Source organism: Mycobacterium montefiorense (assembly GCF_025823255.1).
Classification (GTDB): domain Bacteria; phylum Actinomycetota; class Actinomycetes; order Mycobacteriales; family Mycobacteriaceae; genus Mycobacterium; species Mycobacterium montefiorense.
In genome coordinates this window covers 22,746-38,396 of the sequence record NZ_JACKVL010000003.1, presented here as the reverse complement: position 1 = coordinate 38,396, position 15,651 = coordinate 22,746, and the positions used below count along the sequence as shown (strand labels likewise).

The 15,651-nt window shown below is 63.8% G+C and carries 11 protein-coding genes; 5 read left to right on the top strand and 6 right to left on the bottom strand.

Annotated elements, in window-relative coordinates:
* The first annotated feature begins 5 nt into the window (after positions 1-5).
* Both H7K34_RS00925 and H7K34_RS00920 read left to right on the top strand, forming a co-directional pair.
* Positions 6-1,568 (top strand): hypothetical protein, encoded by a 1,563-nt coding sequence (locus tag H7K34_RS00925; RefSeq protein WP_264058851.1) that lies wholly within the window; start codon positions 6-8, stop codon positions 1,566-1,568.
* A 106-nt stretch (positions 1,569-1,674) separates the two neighbouring features.
* Positions 1,675-3,390 (top strand): aldehyde dehydrogenase family protein, encoded by a 1,716-nt coding sequence (locus H7K34_RS00920; RefSeq protein ID WP_264058845.1) that lies wholly within the window; start codon positions 1,675-1,677, stop codon positions 3,388-3,390.
* A gap of 8 nt (positions 3,391-3,398) precedes the next feature.
* Here H7K34_RS00920 and ngg read toward each other — a convergent pair whose 3' ends face one another.
* The 3 genes from ngg to H7K34_RS00905 form a co-directional block, all read right to left on the bottom strand.
* Positions 3,399-5,183, bottom strand: a complete 1,785-nt coding sequence (ngg, locus tag H7K34_RS00915; protein WP_264058843.1) for an N-acetylglutaminylglutamine synthetase — start codon at positions 5,181-5,183, stop codon at positions 3,399-3,401.
* On the bottom strand, positions 5,180-6,985 hold the full coding sequence (locus H7K34_RS00910) for an N-acetylglutaminylglutamine amidotransferase (RefSeq protein WP_264058841.1): 1,806 nt from the start codon (positions 6,983-6,985) through the stop codon (positions 5,180-5,182). Before H7K34_RS00910 ends, ngg begins: the two co-directional genes overlap by 4 nt.
* An 85-nt stretch (positions 6,986-7,070) precedes the next feature.
* Positions 7,071-7,427: a nucleotidyl cyclase domain-containing protein gene (locus H7K34_RS00905; protein ID WP_264058838.1), complete on the bottom strand. Its 357-nt coding sequence runs from the start codon at positions 7,425-7,427 to the stop codon at positions 7,071-7,073.
* Positions 7,428-7,563: 136 nt separating this feature from the next.
* Here H7K34_RS00905 and H7K34_RS00900 point away from each other — a divergent pair, with 136 nt between their 5' ends.
* Together H7K34_RS00900 and H7K34_RS00895 are read left to right on the top strand one after the other, a co-directional pair.
* Positions 7,564-7,701 (top strand): hypothetical protein, encoded by a 138-nt coding sequence (locus H7K34_RS00900; RefSeq protein ID WP_264058836.1) that lies wholly within the window; start codon positions 7,564-7,566, stop codon positions 7,699-7,701.
* A 165-nt stretch (positions 7,702-7,866) separates the two neighbouring features.
* Complete coding sequence (locus H7K34_RS00895; RefSeq protein WP_264058833.1) at positions 7,867-8,406, top strand: GNAT family N-acetyltransferase; 540 nt, start codon at positions 7,867-7,869, stop codon at positions 8,404-8,406.
* Between the two features lie 42 nt (positions 8,407-8,448).
* Here the strand turns inward: H7K34_RS00895 and H7K34_RS00890 are convergent, their stop codons facing one another.
* Positions 8,449-9,993, bottom strand: a complete 1,545-nt coding sequence (locus H7K34_RS00890) for an MFS transporter (RefSeq protein WP_264058832.1) — start codon at positions 9,991-9,993, stop codon at positions 8,449-8,451.
* 327 nt (positions 9,994-10,320) lie between these two features.
* Here H7K34_RS00890 and H7K34_RS00885 point away from each other — a divergent pair, with 327 nt between their 5' ends.
* Positions 10,321-11,013, top strand: a complete 693-nt coding sequence (locus H7K34_RS00885; RefSeq protein WP_264058831.1) for a Type 1 glutamine amidotransferase-like domain-containing protein — start codon at positions 10,321-10,323, stop codon at positions 11,011-11,013.
* On the opposite strand, the gene H7K34_RS00880 is transcribed toward H7K34_RS00885, so the two are convergent.
* A complete protein-coding gene (locus tag H7K34_RS00880) occupies positions 10,987-11,379 on the bottom strand; it encodes an STAS domain-containing protein (RefSeq protein WP_264058830.1) in 393 nt (130 codons plus the stop codon). The genes H7K34_RS00885 and H7K34_RS00880 overlap by 27 nt on opposite strands.
* Positions 11,379-15,506, bottom strand: a complete 4,128-nt coding sequence (locus H7K34_RS00875) for a SpoIIE family protein phosphatase (RefSeq protein WP_264058828.1) — start codon at positions 15,504-15,506, stop codon at positions 11,379-11,381. Before H7K34_RS00875 ends, H7K34_RS00880 begins: the two co-directional genes overlap by 1 nt.
* Positions 15,507-15,651 lie beyond the last annotated feature (145 nt).

The following is a 15,651-nucleotide window of genomic DNA, read 5'->3' as shown; positions in this document are numbered from 1 at the left end:
TCGCGATGTCCGAGACAATGGCTGACGACTTTTGCTCGCATGATCACCGCCGGGTTGTCAACGCCGGTGTCCTGCGCGGTCGTGACGTCAATATCGCGAACATGCGCGCGGTCGCCGAGGTCGGGTTCGAGGGCCTTAAGTCGACAGTCATCGCGACCCGCGGGCAGCGCCTCGCCCTCGGTCGTATTCGGTCCTCGGCTCACGGCTTTAACGCCGGGGAGATCAGTGCCGACATGTTAGGCATGTTTGAGATCGACGTCGACAACCGCCTCATCTCCGCCGCCATATTCGACTCCGACGACATCGACGCCGCCTTCACCGAACTCGACGCCCGGTACCTCGCCGGCGAAGCGGCCAACTCGCGAACATGGGAAGCCGTGATGACGGCGTACGCTGCAATAAATCGAGGCCAACTCCCTTTGACGACAACGCACTTCGAGGATATCGACCATCGGCGTGGACCAACGATGTTGCCTGGCGACTTGATGAAATACCTTCGTGCCGCATTAGACGATTCGGTCGGGAACCGACTCTACATCAAGACCGTGCATCGGTTGACCGAGCGCGGCGTAGTCGTCACCCACGTGGCGAAAGGGACTGCACGAGAGGGCTTAGACGCCGAGTGGCGGATGAACGACATCTATATGGTCGAAGGTGACCTGATCAGCCGGTGCGAAATCTTCGACGACGCAGATCTCGACGCGACACTCTCACGCTTCGACGAACTGCAGCCTCAGCTTGCCAACGCAGCAAGTCAAGTGGCTGAACGCTTCCTGGCGGACTTGGTGGCAGGCGACTGGGACGCTATGGCTGAAATGCTGACCGACGACTTTCGCGGTGACGATCGCCGTCGGGTAGTGGGCGCGGGAGTACGACATGGCCGAGACGCTGAGATCGCCGACGTGCAAGCGATCGCCGGCCTCGGGGTCACGAGCGTGGCCTCGAGCGTCATGGCTACCCGTGGACGACGCGTGGCCCTCCTGCGTGTTCGCTTCTCGTTCCGCGATCACGGACCTGAGGCGTTCCTCGGGGAGTTGCTGGGGATAGTCGAGATCAACACCGACAACCGGATGTTGGCCTACGTCGGGTTAGACCTCGACGACATCGACGCCGCCTTCACCGAACTCGACGCCCGGTACCTCGCCGGTGAGGCGGCTGCCCACGCGCGTACCTGGTCGGCCACTAGTCGAGCGTTCGAAGCGCTCAATCGAGGTGAACTGCCCTCTACGGCACAGGGATTCGTCGATATCGATCATCGCCGTGGGGCAACGCTGGAGCCCGGCGCCTTGTTTGACCACCTCCGTGTCGCGTTCGCAGAATCGGACCACATCACCATCTACATTGCTGCCGTTCACCGGCTGACCAGCGTCGGCGCGGTCATCACTCATGTGACGAAGGGGGCGTCACGAGAGGGCTTCTACGCTGAGTGGCGCATACATGACGTCGTTGCGCTGGACGGCGACCTGATTAACCGCGCCGAGTTCTTCGACGAGACAGAGCTCGACGCCGCGCTTGCCAGGTTCGACGAGCTCGAAAGTGAGCTGAGCAACCGCCGTCACTCTCCTTGACAATCGTCCTTGCCAACCAACTGTGACCGTGGATTTCGCCCATACCCGGGCCTACGTTGCACCTAGGGGAGCCGGCGATCCGGTCTACGTCCGAGGAGGGCCGTCAATGACTGCGGGGACAACAACGGACACACCTGCACTCGAAAAGGCGCTCGAGGAGCTATCTCGGGGCGCACCCGGCTGGACGGCTTCGTCATTGGACGAAAAGGTGGCATTGCTGGAAGCGCTGCCCCGCAAACTTTTTGACGTTGCTCCGCAGATGGTAGCCGCTGCCCTTGACGCCAAAGGCATTTCGTCGAGATCCAGCTGGGCCACCGACGAATGGACAACCGGCGTTTGGGTGCCCATCCAAGCCATCAACACGCAACTGCGCGTTCTCGAGCGGATCCTCGCCGGTAAGGAACCGGTCGACGCCGGCGCCGTGCACACCCGGCCCGATGGACAAGTCACCGTCGACATCTTTCCGCTTACCGCGTACGACCGCCTCTTATTCCACGGCTACCGCGCCACCGTGTGGATCGAGCCGGGCAGGAGCGCTGTGCAGACACGTAGGGAGGCCGCCGGGATCTACCGCGGCCAGACCCCCGGCCGGCCCGAAGTCTGCCTGGTGCTGGGTGCAGGCAATATGAGTGCCATCACGATGCTGGACGTGATCGACCAGCTGTACGTGCGGGGCAACGTGTGCGCCTTGAAGTTGAACCCGGTGAACGACTACCTCGGACCGTTCTACGCGGAGATCTTCAGCGACTTCATCTCCCGCGGTTGGGTTCGCATCCTGTACGGCGGCGCCGACGTTGGTGGTTACCTAGCCGGTCACCCCAAGACCGATTCGATCCACATTACCGGCTCAGCGGCCACCTACGACGCCGTCACTTGGGGCACCGACGACCGCGCCGCAATCCGAAAAGCAATCAATACACCGCTCCTCGACAAACCGATCACCGCGGAACTCGGCGGCATCAGCCCGTTCATCGTCGTCCCCGGTGAATGGAGCGATGCAGACCTGAGATTCCAGGCCGAGCACATCGCGACAACCAAACTCGCCAACTGCGGCCACAATTGCAATGCCACCCAGGTGCTCGTCATACCGCAGAACTGGCCATTGGCAGACAAACTCGTCGCCGAAGTCCGAACGATCATCCGCGATGCCGAACCGCGTCCACCGTACTACCCACGCTCGCAGGAGAAGACAGCGCAAGCGTGTCAGGGTATGCCCGGCACCGAATTCCTCTGCAGCGAAAAGACCCGTGCCCTTATCACGGACGTCGACCCCGACAGCGGAGCCAGCATCCTGACCGATGAAGTTTTTGGGGGTGTCCTGGGGATCGTGCGGCTCCCAGGCGACACGCCAAAGAAATTCCTGCACAACGCCGTTGAATTCGCCAATGATGTACTCCCCGGGTCTCTCGGCGCGGTCATCGCCATTGACCCCAAAACCCGCAAGCACAACGCCAAAGCTCTCGATGACGCTGTCGCACGCCTGCGCTACGGCGCCATCGGCATCAATATTTGGAGCGGCATAGTTTTCGCCCTGGCACCCTGGGGCGCCTACCCCGGCAACACGCCGCAGGACATCGGCAGCGGTATTGGCGTGGTGCACAACCCTTTCATGCTGACGCACCTGCAGAAAGCCGTGGTCGAGGTTCCGTTCCGCCCGGCGCCACGCTCGTTCTTCGGCGGCGAGATGTCGCTTTCACCAAAGCCGGTGTTCTTCATCACGAATAAAACGGCCCGCACCACAATGCGGCGATTGATTAAGTTCGCCGTACACCCCAACCCGGCTGCGCTGCCAGGAATTTTCGCCGCCGCAGTACGCGGGTAAGTCACCCGTCAATCGTGGTGGGGTTGTGGCTCCTCGGGAGTCCAGGCCGTCGGTACGCCTTGCTGTCCGGGAAATAGGAAGTCGACGAAAGCCGAAGCCGTGGGTTGCGGTTCGTGGTTGGCCAGGCCCGGCCGTTCGTTGGCCTCGATGAATGCGTACTCCACGCCGGTGATGTCGGGCACGAGCAAGTCGATGCCCGTCACCGGGATGCCGATCGCCTCAGCAGCCGCGACCCCGACCCGACAAAGATCCGGATGCACCTGCGCGGTGACGTCGTGGATCGTGGCGCCCTGGTGGAGGTTGGCGGTGCGGCGAACACGAAGCCGAATTCCTTCGGGTAGAACGTCGTCCAGCATCCACCCGGCCTCGCGGACAGTCTCCTCGGTCAGGTCGTCGAGCGGGATGCGAGACTCGCCACCGGTGGCCGCGGAGCGCCGTCGGCTCTCGGCGGCGATCAAGTCCCGCACGCTGTGCTCCCCCGTCCCGATGATCTCGGGGGGCACCCGCAGCGCCGCGGCGACGACCCGGCCGTTGATCACCACTAATCGAAGGTCATCGCCCGTTATCCGCTGCTCGATCAGCACCTCCGGGTATTGCTCCCGGGCCCGCCCCAGAGCCGTAGCGAGGTCATCTTCGGCGACAACGCCGACAGTGATGCCCTTGCCCTGTTCTCCACGAGTCGGTTTGACGACGACCTCTCCGACCTCCTGCATGAATGCGTAATCGTCGTCGGTAAAGGTGGCCAGGCGGGCACGCGGCACCGTGATGCCTGCCTCCGACACCAGGCGCCGGGTCAGCCGCTTGTCATCGCACCGGCACATCGCGATCGCCGAGGTGAACTCGGATAGCGACTCGCGGGTAATCAGGGTCCGGCCACCCAGAGACAGTCGCATCTCGCCGGTCTCGGCATCGAGAACCTCGACCCGAATCCCGCGGCGCAGCGCCTCATCGGCAATGATCCGCGCATACGGATTGAGGTCATCGACGGTCTCGGGCGGCGGGCTGAAGAGCGGCTCATTGATCGCGTTCTTCCGCTTGATCGCCAACACCGGAACGCGACGGAAGCCCAGCTTTTCGTAGAGGGCAATGGCGGCGGCGTTGTCATGGCCAACCGAAAGATCCATATAGGCGCGGCCCGCACTCCGGAAGTGTTCGGCCAGCGCCCGGGTCAAGGCCTCCCCCATGCCGGGCAACCCGGCGGCCGGGTCGACCGCCAGTGTCCACAAGCTGGACCCGTGCTCCGGGTCGGAGAACAACAACTCGTGGTCGACACCGGTCACGGTGGCCACCACTTCACCGTCCTCGTCACGCACCGCAACCAGGTAGGTCACCGCATCCGCGTCGAGATGGTTGTTCCAGATCGTCTCCACCGGCCCGGGAACCATTCCGCAGCGCACGAATACGCGGTTCATCGCGTCCGCATCCGTAGCGTCATTCAGCGTGCGCACCGTGACACCGAGCGGTGACGGCGCCAGCTCTTCGTCGTGCGCGGGAGTAAAGCGCAGCCGATAGGTATGGCTGGGATCGATGAAGAGCTCGGTTGGGGCTCGGGCAATCACCACATGAGATTCGCGGGCGTAAATGCAGATATCGCGCCGCCCGGGCGCTTCTCGTCTCAGCGCTTCGGCCAGCGTGTCGGGGTCAGCGAATGTCTGACCGAAGATAAGTCTGCCCCAACCTAATTCGAGCTCGACGTCCTTGGCCATCGCATCCACCATGCGCGGCGGCGATGCGTCGTGCAGGCCGAGTGTGATCGCCTCGGGGTGGTCGTCTGACGGGTCGATGACGGTCATGCGGCCGGCCCTGTCACGCCGTGGCGCTGCAGCCAAAGCTCGAGCAGGCCAATCTGCCAGAGTTCATTGCCACGCAGAGGTGTCAGCTTGCCGTTGGGGTCGGCCAACAACGCGTCGACCGCCTCGGCATCAAACAGCCCGCGCTCCTTCGCGATTGGCGCGTACAGCGCATCGCGGATCAGATCGAGATAAGGGCCTTCCAGGTGGGTCAGCGCGGGAACCGGGAAGTAGCCCTTGGGCCTGTCGATGACCTCCGACGGGATCACCCTTCGCGCAGCCTGTTTGAGTACGCCCTTGCCCTCGTGCGCGATCTTCAATTCTGGCGGACAGGTCGCGGCCAACTCGACCAACTCGTGGTCGAGAAACGGAACCCGGCCCTCCAAACCCCAGGCCATAGTCATGTTGTCTACCCGTTTCACGGGGTCATCCACCAACATCACCATCGAGTCGAGCCGCAGCGCACGATCGACGCCGGTTTCGGCGCCGGCCGCAGCAAAATGTTCGCTGACGAAATGCGTGCTGGGATCTCCGGGCGCGAATTTTCCCGGCCCTAATAGTGCTTCCACGCCTGCCGCGTCGCGGTCGAAGAAGGCGCCGCGGTATTCGGTGACGGCACCCGCGAGGGTCGCGGCGGCCGGCGAACCCATCGGCGGGTACCAGTGATAACCGGCGAACACCTCGTCGGCACCTTGACCCGACTGCACGACCTTGACGTGCCGGGCCACTTCCTGGCTGAGCAGGTAGAAGGCGACGCAGTCATGGCTGACCATCGGCTCACTCATAGCGCCGATCGCCCCGTCGAGAGCCGGAAGCATCCGGTCGGTTCCGATGCGAATCTGATGGTGATCGGTGTCAAAGCGCTTGGCGATGATGTCCGAATACTGGAACTCGTCGCCCTTGACGCCACCTGCCGACTCGAAGCCGATGGAGAAGGTCGACAGGCCATGCTGGCCGGCTTCGGCGAGCAGGCCGACGATCAGGCTCGAGTCGACACCGCCGGATAACAGGCAACCGACCGGCACGTCGGCGACGAGTCGGCGTTCAACAGCGAGGCGCAGGCTCGACAGCACGGCGTCTTCCCAGTCCCGCTCGGACCACCCGGCGCGGTCCGGGTGCCTGCTGAAGTCGGGCGTCCAGTAGGTCGTGGTGGTCGACCGGCCGTCGGGCTCGATGGCAACGAGCGACGCGGGCGGCACCTTGCGCACGCCGCGCAGGATCGTGGCCGGTGCCGGTACCACGGAGTGAAATGTCATGTAGTGGTGCAGCGCGACGGGGTCGATCCGGGTGTCCACACCGCCGCCGGCCAGCAATGCCGGCAGCGTCGACGCGAATCGGATGCGGTGGCTGTCCTGAGTCAGGTACAGAGGCTTGATACCCAGCCGATCCCGGCCAAGCAATACCCGGGCGCTGTCGCGCTCGACGATGGCGAATGCGAACATGCCTTTCAGGCGGCTGACGAAGTCGTCACCCCAGCGATGGTAGGCCTTGATCAGAACTTCGCTGTCGCTGGTTGAAAAGAACCGGTAACCGTGACCTTTGAGCTCGTCACGCAATTGCTGGTAGTTGTAGATGCAGCCGTTCCAGGCGATCGTCAGGCCCAGGTCCGAATCAACCATCGGTTGAGCTCCGTGCTCGGTCAGGTCGATGATCTTCAGGCGACGATGTCCCAGCGCAACGCGTCCCTGTGACCAGACTCCGGCACCGTCTGGCCCCCGTGGCGCCATCACGGCAACCATGGCCGAAACCGCTGCTACATCGGGTACGCGATCGTCGAGTCGCACCTCACCGGTGGCTCCGCACATATATTCGACCCTAACTGCGGCCGAACGAAAAGGAGACGTCGGTACCGCAGCTCGCGTGTGACCAGGGCGTTCGCCCTATGTGCGGCTACCCCGCGCCGGTGTCGTGATGTACCGCGAGGACGGGCCACCGGTCCGGTACAGATTTCAGTCGATGACGGCCGCGGTCGTCGAACGCGAGTCCGGATCCGAGCACAAGCGGCGGGACCGCACCGGAGACCAGGACTTCGTCAGGTCGGGCATCCCCCATGATTCGCGCCGCTATATGTATCGCGATGCCATGCACATCGCCGTCCTCCACTTCGACCTCACCCGTATGCAATCCGCAGCGCACCTGAGCAACGGGACCGCGGATCGCGTCGACGACGATGCACGCCGGGTGATTCGATGGCGCGGACGCCGCCAGGGCACCCTTTGCACCCCTTTTGTTAAACGGGATTACCACCGTCGTTCACCTATCGGACGATAGTGGGATGTGCCGTGAAATATGTTGCAGCCGATTCGGATTCGTCTATATGGTGAAGCCATGATCAAGAACAGCATCGGGACAATGTTCATCGGCCACGGCGGCGGCGCCGGCGGTGGCCGTGGTGGTGGCGCTGGTGGTGGCCGCGGTGGCGGTGCCGGCGGTGGCCGCGGTGGTGGCGCTGGCGGCGGCCGCGGTGGCGGTGCCGGCGGCGGCCGCTAAAGCTAAATACCTTTTCCTCTGCGCCCCTTAACTTCTCATTGCGTAATTGTGGGCGCCGAAGTTTGCGCGGCGATAGTCCCGTTGAGGCAGCTTTGCCTCAACGGGACTCGCTGTCGTATATGGATGTCCCGCTAGAGCACGACAAGATCGGTACCCGCGATTAGCACCTTGGCCACCCGACTGGAAGACTGCTGATATGCAAGCGATCAGCGGCACCGTGCGTTCGGCTTCCCCACAAGACGCGGCCGCTTGCGTAGCGATCTACCGCCCGTATGTGGAGAACACGGCGATCAGTTGGGAGCTCGAGGCACCAACCCCCGACGAGATGGCTTCGCGTATCGCCTCGGCCCAAAAAGCCCACGAATGGCTGGTTCTCGAGGATGACGATCAGGTCATCGGCTTCGCCTACGGCCACGCAATCATCAGCCTGCCGTCTTTCAAATGGTCAGCCGAGACGGGCATCTACATCGGCAGCGACCATCACCGCGCAGGCTGGGGCCGCAGACTTTATACCGAAGTGCTGCAGCGGCTTGCCGACCGCGGATACCGCCGAGCATTCGCCGGCATCACCCAACCCAACCAGGCTAGCAACGCATTTCACCGATCCTTCGGGTTCGAGGATGTTGGCGCGTACCGGCGCGTCTATTGGAAGCACGACAGGTGGCACGACGTCGCGTGGATGCAACTCGATCTAGGCACCGCCGACCGCGAAGGACCGCCCGGTCCAATCAGCTAACGCACGCCGATTGTGTTGCGCCGCTGTCTCATAGCGCCGCTCTCACCGGCGGGTACGCAACGCAACGTAGTACTCGTGCCGTCGGGTTTGGTCGACGGTATAGCTGATCGCTTTCATCACGCCGTCAGTATCGACCTCCACCCAGCGCTCGGTGCGCTGGCGTTCAAATTCGCTCCACGATGCGACGGTGAACCTCTCAAGGAACGAATTGGGTTCTTCGACACTGTGATACAGCCGCCAACTGTGGCCGCCCGTTCGCAGCCGTGACTGCCTGACCTCCCGCATCGCTTCGACGAAGTCGTCGAGATTCTCGGGCGGCACGTGGTAGCGCACGGCTACCAGCACCGGTCCATCTTGAGGGCACGGTTCAAACACGAGCGTCGGTGTCGGCCAGGCGCTGGAAACCTCGACACTTTCCGTCCCGGTGCACGGCCGCAACGGAAGGACGGCAACGGTGAGCGCGACAACGCCCAGCACCGCCGCCGACCACAGCATCGCGACGTCAAGTCCCCACCGGGTGGCAAGGACGCCCCAGATATAGGCGCCAAGCGCCTGAGATCCGGTGGAGACCAGCAGATACACCGACAATCCGCGGGCCCGAACCCATCGCGGCAACGACAGCTGCGCTGCAGCGTTCAGCGTCGTCAACGTGATCAGCCAAGCCATCCCCGACAGCATCAAGAAGGGAAGCGCCGCCGTAAACGGCAGCCAGACCACGGCCAGTGGCGCAAGGCTGTACGCGGCGGCCGACATCGCCAGCAGCACGTTGTCCGACATCCGTTCGTGCAACGGCCCGGCGACCAGGACGCCGAGTATGGCGCCAAAACCGATGGCCCCCAGCGCCACACCGTAGCCGCCGGCTCCCAGATTCCATGTGTGCGCGGCCGCCACCGGAAGCAGAGCCAGGATGGCCGAAGCAGGAAACAGGAAAAGAGCTGTGCGTAACAAGATCCTGCGAAAAATGGGGCTGTTGTCAATGTATTGCAGTCCGGTGATGATGGCCTGGCCGAAGTGTTCTCGCTCGAGTGGCGCGACTTGCCTCGGCCGGTTCCACAGCCGCAGTGCAATGATGATTGCCGAGAACGACACGGCGTTGATCGCGAAGACTGCCGAGGGGCCAAGCCAGGCCACCACGATGCCGCCGATTGCCGGACCCAACGCCCGAGTCGAATTGGCCGAGACGCTGCCCAGGACCGAGACGGCTGGTATCTGCTCACGCGGGACAACCTCGGGCTGAATTGCCTGCCAGGCCGGACCGGTCAGCGCAGCAGCGAACCCGATGGCCAAGGTGAACAGCAAGAGTGCCGTCGGGGTGAGACGACCAAGGTTCGTCAGCAGCGCCAGCGCAAGCGCTACCAGCACGGCATACGACTGCAGAAAAATCAGCAGTCGGCGCCGGTCGAACAGATCGGCAAGCACGCCGGCGAACAATCCCAAGAGCAGCGTCGGACCCAGACTCGCGGTCTGAACCAGGGCCACGATGACGTCAGGGCTGTGCTTTTCCACCAAGAACCACTGCGCCGCCACGGCCTGCATCCAGGTCCCCATGTTGGAGATGAACTGGGCGATAAATAAGCCCCGGTACACGAAATAAGCCCCGGTACACGCGATTGCGCAACGGGGCCCACGTAGACGGTTTCCCTCCGTCGGCACGCTGCTGGTCTGGAATCACCGGTGCACCGATGGTCGACAACCCCTCTGCTCGGCCAACGCCTTTCGCGTTGTTTTCAGAATTAGAAGTTTATGGCATCGGTCGCCGGCCCTCGCAGCACGGATCCGCACCCGGACCATCCTCGTCGCCCCTTGCTGGGCCGAACGGAGCCCCCGCGGGTTGGCGTACTCCGCATTCGCTGGTACACAACGACTCTGGCTGTTGACGAGTACCCGAGGACTCCTCGCCGATAAGGTGGCCCCATGTCGGGCTGCTCACGCCAACCGCTCTACCTGCTGGCGGACAGTCAGCTGCTGTTCTGGAAGCTGCGGGACCGACTGCTGCTCGAGATGGCACTCGACGGGTTGGGCCCGGACACAAAACCGCGCGCGGCCTATGTCGGTGCCTCGAATGGGGATCGTCTGGAGTTCTACGAGATCTTCGAAGCGGCGATGGATGCGGTTGGAATCGCCAACCGTCGAATGATCGATTCGTCGTTCGGCCCTGACGACCGCACCTTCCTAGAAGGCGCCCAGCTGATCGTCCTCGCGGGCGGCGATGTGCATCTCGGCTGGACCACGTTCGAGAGAACAGGAATGAAGGATGTGATCCTCGGCCGGTATACCCAAGGCGCAATCCTGGTGGGCATTTCAGCCGGCGCGGTCCAGCTCGGACAGTATGGACTGGTAGAGGCGTCGGAATCCGCTGAGTTGCTCGACGTGTTCAACCTCGTCCCCGCGGTCGTCGACACGCACGACGAACGAGCCAACTGGGCGCGGCTGGCGCGCACGATTCAGTCATTGCAGGGCTCGGCCACCGGGCTCGGAATCCCGTCCGGCGGCGGAGTCATCGTGCATACAGATGCCAGCGTTGAGCCGCTGCGGCACTCCGCGCACCAATTCCGTTTCGACGGTACACAAGTCACGCACTCACTGCTTCCTGCCACAGAGGTATAGCCGGTAATCCCTGCACGACAACGCAATACGAGAACTACGCGTTGTCTCCCGGCTGGGCCGGTGCAGCGTCGAGGGTAGCGATCTTATCCAGACCGCTGATGGTGAGGACCGAATCAGCAAGGGGTGGACGATGATGTGCAGACCGTCGACTTTGTCGGCATGATTGAAAAGCACATTGATTCCCGCGCTGTCCAGGTACCTGACCGTGCTGAGGTCGATGGTGATTGGCCTGCGAGTTCCCGCGCTCGCCGTGTTGAGTGCCTGGATCAGCTGGGCGACGTTGCTGAGATCGATCTCGCCTGTCGCAGTCACCCGGGGCGCCCCGTCTGGGCCGTCATCGGTGTTCAGACTGAGCTCTGCGGCCATTAGGCGATCCTCGCGTACAAGCGAACTGTGGTGCCGGCTTCCGTGGAGCGAATTGCGATGTCCTCCACCAGACCTCGCATCAGGATGATGCCGCGGCCCCGATTGCCGCCGGGGGCTGTGCGCGGTGTCTTCCAGGTGCCGTTGTCGATGACCGTCACGTGCAGCGAGTCGACGACTGCGGTCGCTCGCAATGAGACGGTGCCCGCGCTCTGGTCGTGGTAACCGTGCTCGATGGCGTTGGCGACGGCTTCACCTACGGCCGTGAGCACGTATTGAATTTGTTCTGGCTCAATGCCCGCCTGGACCAGCCAGCCGCGCAACGCATCGCGGCTCGGGGCGAGGTGATCGACATCGGCGTCGAATCTCATCGCCAGTGGCGCGGGCTGCCTATAGAGCAGCATGGCCACATCGTCTAGGTAGCCGCTCCGCGGCTCGAGTCGGACCATGAGATGGTCTGCCACCTCATCGAGCGACTGCGAACGACCTTCCTTCACGAGATCGGTAGCATTGGCGATGCCGTCGTCGATCGAACGACCGCGGCGTTCGACTAGGCCATCGGTGTAGAGCAGCAGCGTCGACCGCGGCGGCATCGTCAGGCGATTGACCGGTCGAATCCAATCCGGTCGCAGCGCCAGGGGCAGCCCGTGTTCGCCATCCAGCTGCTCGGCGGTTCCGTTGGCGTGCACCATGATCGGTGGCGGATGACCGGCATTGGAGTACACGATCTCACCCGTGGCCAGGGTGAGCACCGCGCAGAACGCAGTGGTGCAGCGGGCACCAGACAGGCGCGCGGCGAAGCGGTCCAACCCGGCCAGCGCCGCACTGGGGTTGGGCTGGTCGAGCAGCAGTGCACGACAGGCACTTCGGAGCTGACCCATTACCGTGGCAGCAGCCAACCCGTGACCGACACAGTCGCCGACCATCAATGCGATGCGCCCGTCGTCGAGATCGACGACGTCATACCAATCGCCGCCAACCTGTAGCGGGTGACTGGCGGGGTGATACCGGACCGCAAAGCCTCCCGGCAGATTCGACGGGCCGAGCATCGCGTGCTGCAGTGCCAGGGCGGTTTCGCGTTGCTCGTCCAACTGATAGACGCGATGCAGACCTTGGCTGAGCCGCCCGCCCAGGACCTTCAGCAGGTTGTGATCCTCAGAGGTGAACGGCCGTTGCTCTGACAAGTCGATCCAGACGACCAGAACTCCTCGGGGATGCTGCAGTGAAATGCCTGCCGTACCAGCCTCTCCGGTGACCGTGGTGAGCAGATCGGAATCGCGGAGCGACTCGATCAGCTGCCGGTGTCGGGGCGGCAGTTCGGCCCAACCGCAGGGCTCACCGGCGAAGACCAATGCCGCCGCGGTCTCGTGGGCAGCGTCGCGGGCGAACGTCGCGGCCAGAACGCGGCGAGCGTTCCAGGTCTGACGTAATACACCGACGGCCCCTTGCAGGGTTTCGTCAAGCGTATCTTCTTGTGCCAGTTGCTGATTCAGTCCAGCCAGGGCAAGCTGGCTCTGCACGACGTAGTGCTCGGTCGTGATGTCGCGCAGGGTGCCGACCACAATCCGGCGACCGGTGCCCGGGTCGGCCACGTGGTTGAAGTTGGCCGCGACCCACAGTCGGTGGCCGTCCCGGTGGACTACCGGAGCGCTGAAAGAGCCGTGGGCCTCGTTAACCAGCTGCTCGAAGACCCCCTCGACCTGCCGGTAAGCCTCCGGGTTGGCCTCGGCCTCCGGCCACCAGGGGTGGGGGGCTTCATAGGGCAGCTGTTCGGAGCCGTAGCCCAGGATCTCGGTGAACGCGGCGTTGACCTCGATGACGGCACCGTCTTCGTCGCAGACGAAGAACCCTTCCTGTAGCGAATCCACCAGGGCGGTGCGCCAGCGCGTGTGGTGGCTGCGCAACCGGGACAGTTCGACGTTGACTCGCACCCGCGCCAGCAGCTCGGCGGCGGCGAACGGCTTGACCAGATAGTCGTCCGCGCCGGCCAGCAAGCCTTCGATCGAGGCTTCCTGACCCGCGCGCGCCGACAGCAGCAGCACGGGTAAGGCAGCGGTGCGCGGGTCACTGCGCAGCGCCGCGAGCAGCTGCAGACCGTCCAGCTCGGGCATCATGACGTCGCTGATGATGAGGTCGGGAAGCTGCGCGCGGATGGCGTCCAGCGCCTGCCGCCCGTCGGTCACCCCGGTGACCTGGTACCCGGAAGTCTGCAGCAGGTTCGTCAGGTATTCACGCATGTCGGCGTTGTCGTCGGCGACCACGACACGTGTCGGTTCACCGTCTTTTCGAGCCGGCGCGATCGCCGTCATCATCGCTGTGGTGCTGGTGTCGGACGGTGTGACGCCGGGCAGCCAGCGCAAGGCTTCCTGCACGTACGGTTCGGCGATCACGCCGAGTACCGGACGCTCTCTCGGTGGTGCCGACACCTCGTCGGGTGGAAGATGGGCCGCGCCGAAGGGCAATCGAATGACGAAGCGAGTGCCGGTGCCTTCCTGGCTCTCGACCGCGATGGTGCCACCGTGCAACCCGACGAGTTCTTTAACCAGAGCCAACCCGATTCCACTGCCCTCCGTGGATCGTGCCCGGACATTCTCAACGCGGTGAAAGCGCTCGAACAGCCGGGGCATTTCGGTGGCGGGTACCCCGATTCCGGTGTCGGACACGGTGACGATGGCACTAGATTCGTCGCGGCTCGCCGCGACCACGACCGACCCTTCGAAGGTGAACTTCAACGCGTTGGACAACAGGTTGAGGATCACCTTCTCCCACATCTCGTGATCCAGATAAACCGGTTCGTCGAGTGGCGGGCAGTCGACCGTGAAAGTCAGGCCCGCCCGGTCGATCGCCGAGCGGAAGACGCTGGCCAAATCGGCGGTGACGGTTGATAGGTCGACGGGCTCGAACCTGGCCCGCATTCGCCCCGCCTCGATGCGCGAAAAATCCAGCAGCGTGTTGACCAACTTCGCCAGCCGCAGGCCGTTGCGATGAATGAGTTCCAACTCTTGGCGTGTCTGCTCATCGAACCCGGCCACCCGGGCCCGCAACTCGTCGACCGGTCCGAGGATCAAGCTGAGCGGAGTGCGGAACTCGTGGCTGATGTTGGAGAAGAACGCCGTCTTCGCCCGGTCGAGTTCGGCCAGGCCCTCGGCGCGCTGCTGCTGAGCTTGATAGCTGCGCGCGCTGCCCACGCCCGCGGCGATGTAGCCCGCCACGAGCTCCACAAAGCCGCGGTAGCCGTCGTCGAGCTGGCGGTACCGATTCAGACCGGCCACCAGGAATCCGACTGGTTCCCCACCCTGCTGCAACAGCGGCACCACGAGTGCCTGAATAGGCGGCTCCGGCCAAGCGCCGGTGGGCAGGTCCAATGAGTCGCCGTCGAGCTCGATCAGTTCGGTTTCGCCCTGCGCCAACTTGTCGATCGGCCACGCGGAAAGGGCGCCACCTGGAAGTATTTGCGGCGCCGCCGGATGCCCGGGCGCGACTCCACTGACACCGGCCAGCTGCGCTTCGCCGTGATCACCGAACAGATAGGTGAGCGTGAACGGGAGGTCGTACGGGTTGTTCGCGAGTTGGTGGGCGGCGTAGTCCAATATCTGACGCTCGGTACGCACGACGCTCGGATCTGAGCCCAGGTCCCGCAGCGTGGCTATCCGACGCTGAGCGATCACCCGATCGGTGTCTTCTCGGACTACGCAGAGCAACCCAACGACGCTCGCGTCCTCGTCACGCAACGCGCTGTAGGAGAAGGTGTGATACGACTCCTCGGGGTAGCCCGAGCGCTCCAGGATGAGCATCAAAGCCTCATCCCAGGTCGCCTCCCCCGTCGCCAGCACGCTCTCGATTCGCGGACCGATGTCGTTCCAGATTTCCGCCCAGACGTCGCTGGCCGGGCGGCCGAGCGCCCACGGGTACTTGCGGCCCAGGGTGTCCCGGCGATAGGCGGCATTGCAGAAGAACGTCAGTTCCGGGCCCCACGCCATCCACATCGAGAACCGCGACGACAGCAGAATGTTGACCGCCGTGCGAAGGCTTTGTGGCCATCCCTGCACCGCTCCGAGTGGAGTGGACGTCCAGTCGACGGCGGCTAGATCGCGGCCGATCTCCTGGTCTGCCCGGAAAACCACTGCCATCCCTCTCGAAATGTGACATGCCCAGCGACCGTTACCTAGCCGCGGCCCGTCGCGGTTGCGTCAAGACAATCATTCACCCCGTTCGCGCCGCCAGCTTTTCGCTGGATAACGCGGAATCGTGAAGTTATTGCGGGCAACCGGTTTG

Bases quoted from the DNA above. Each gene is read 5' to 3' on its own strand.
- H7K34_RS00925 (WP_264058851.1), top strand. From the start codon at position 6: ATGTCCGAGACAATGGCTGACGACTTTTGCTCGCATGATCACCGCCGG.
- H7K34_RS00920 (WP_264058845.1), top strand. From the start codon at position 1,675: ATGACTGCGGGGACAACAACGGACACACCTGCACTCGAAAAGGCGCTC.
- ngg (WP_264058843.1), bottom strand. From the start codon at position 5,183: ATGACCGTCATCGACCCGTCAGACGACCACCCCGAGGCGATCACACTC.
- H7K34_RS00910 (WP_264058841.1), bottom strand. From the start codon at position 6,985: ATGTGCGGAGCCACCGGTGAGGTGCGACTCGACGATCGCGTACCCGAT.
- H7K34_RS00895 (WP_264058833.1), top strand. From the start codon at position 7,867: ATGCAAGCGATCAGCGGCACCGTGCGTTCGGCTTCCCCACAAGACGCG.
- H7K34_RS00885 (WP_264058831.1), top strand. From the start codon at position 10,321: ATGTCGGGCTGCTCACGCCAACCGCTCTACCTGCTGGCGGACAGTCAG.
- H7K34_RS00880 (WP_264058830.1), bottom strand. From the start codon at position 11,379: ATGGCCGCAGAGCTCAGTCTGAACACCGATGACGGCCCAGACGGGGCG.
- H7K34_RS00875 (WP_264058828.1), bottom strand. From the start codon at position 15,506: ATGGCAGTGGTTTTCCGGGCAGACCAGGAGATCGGCCGCGATCTAGCC.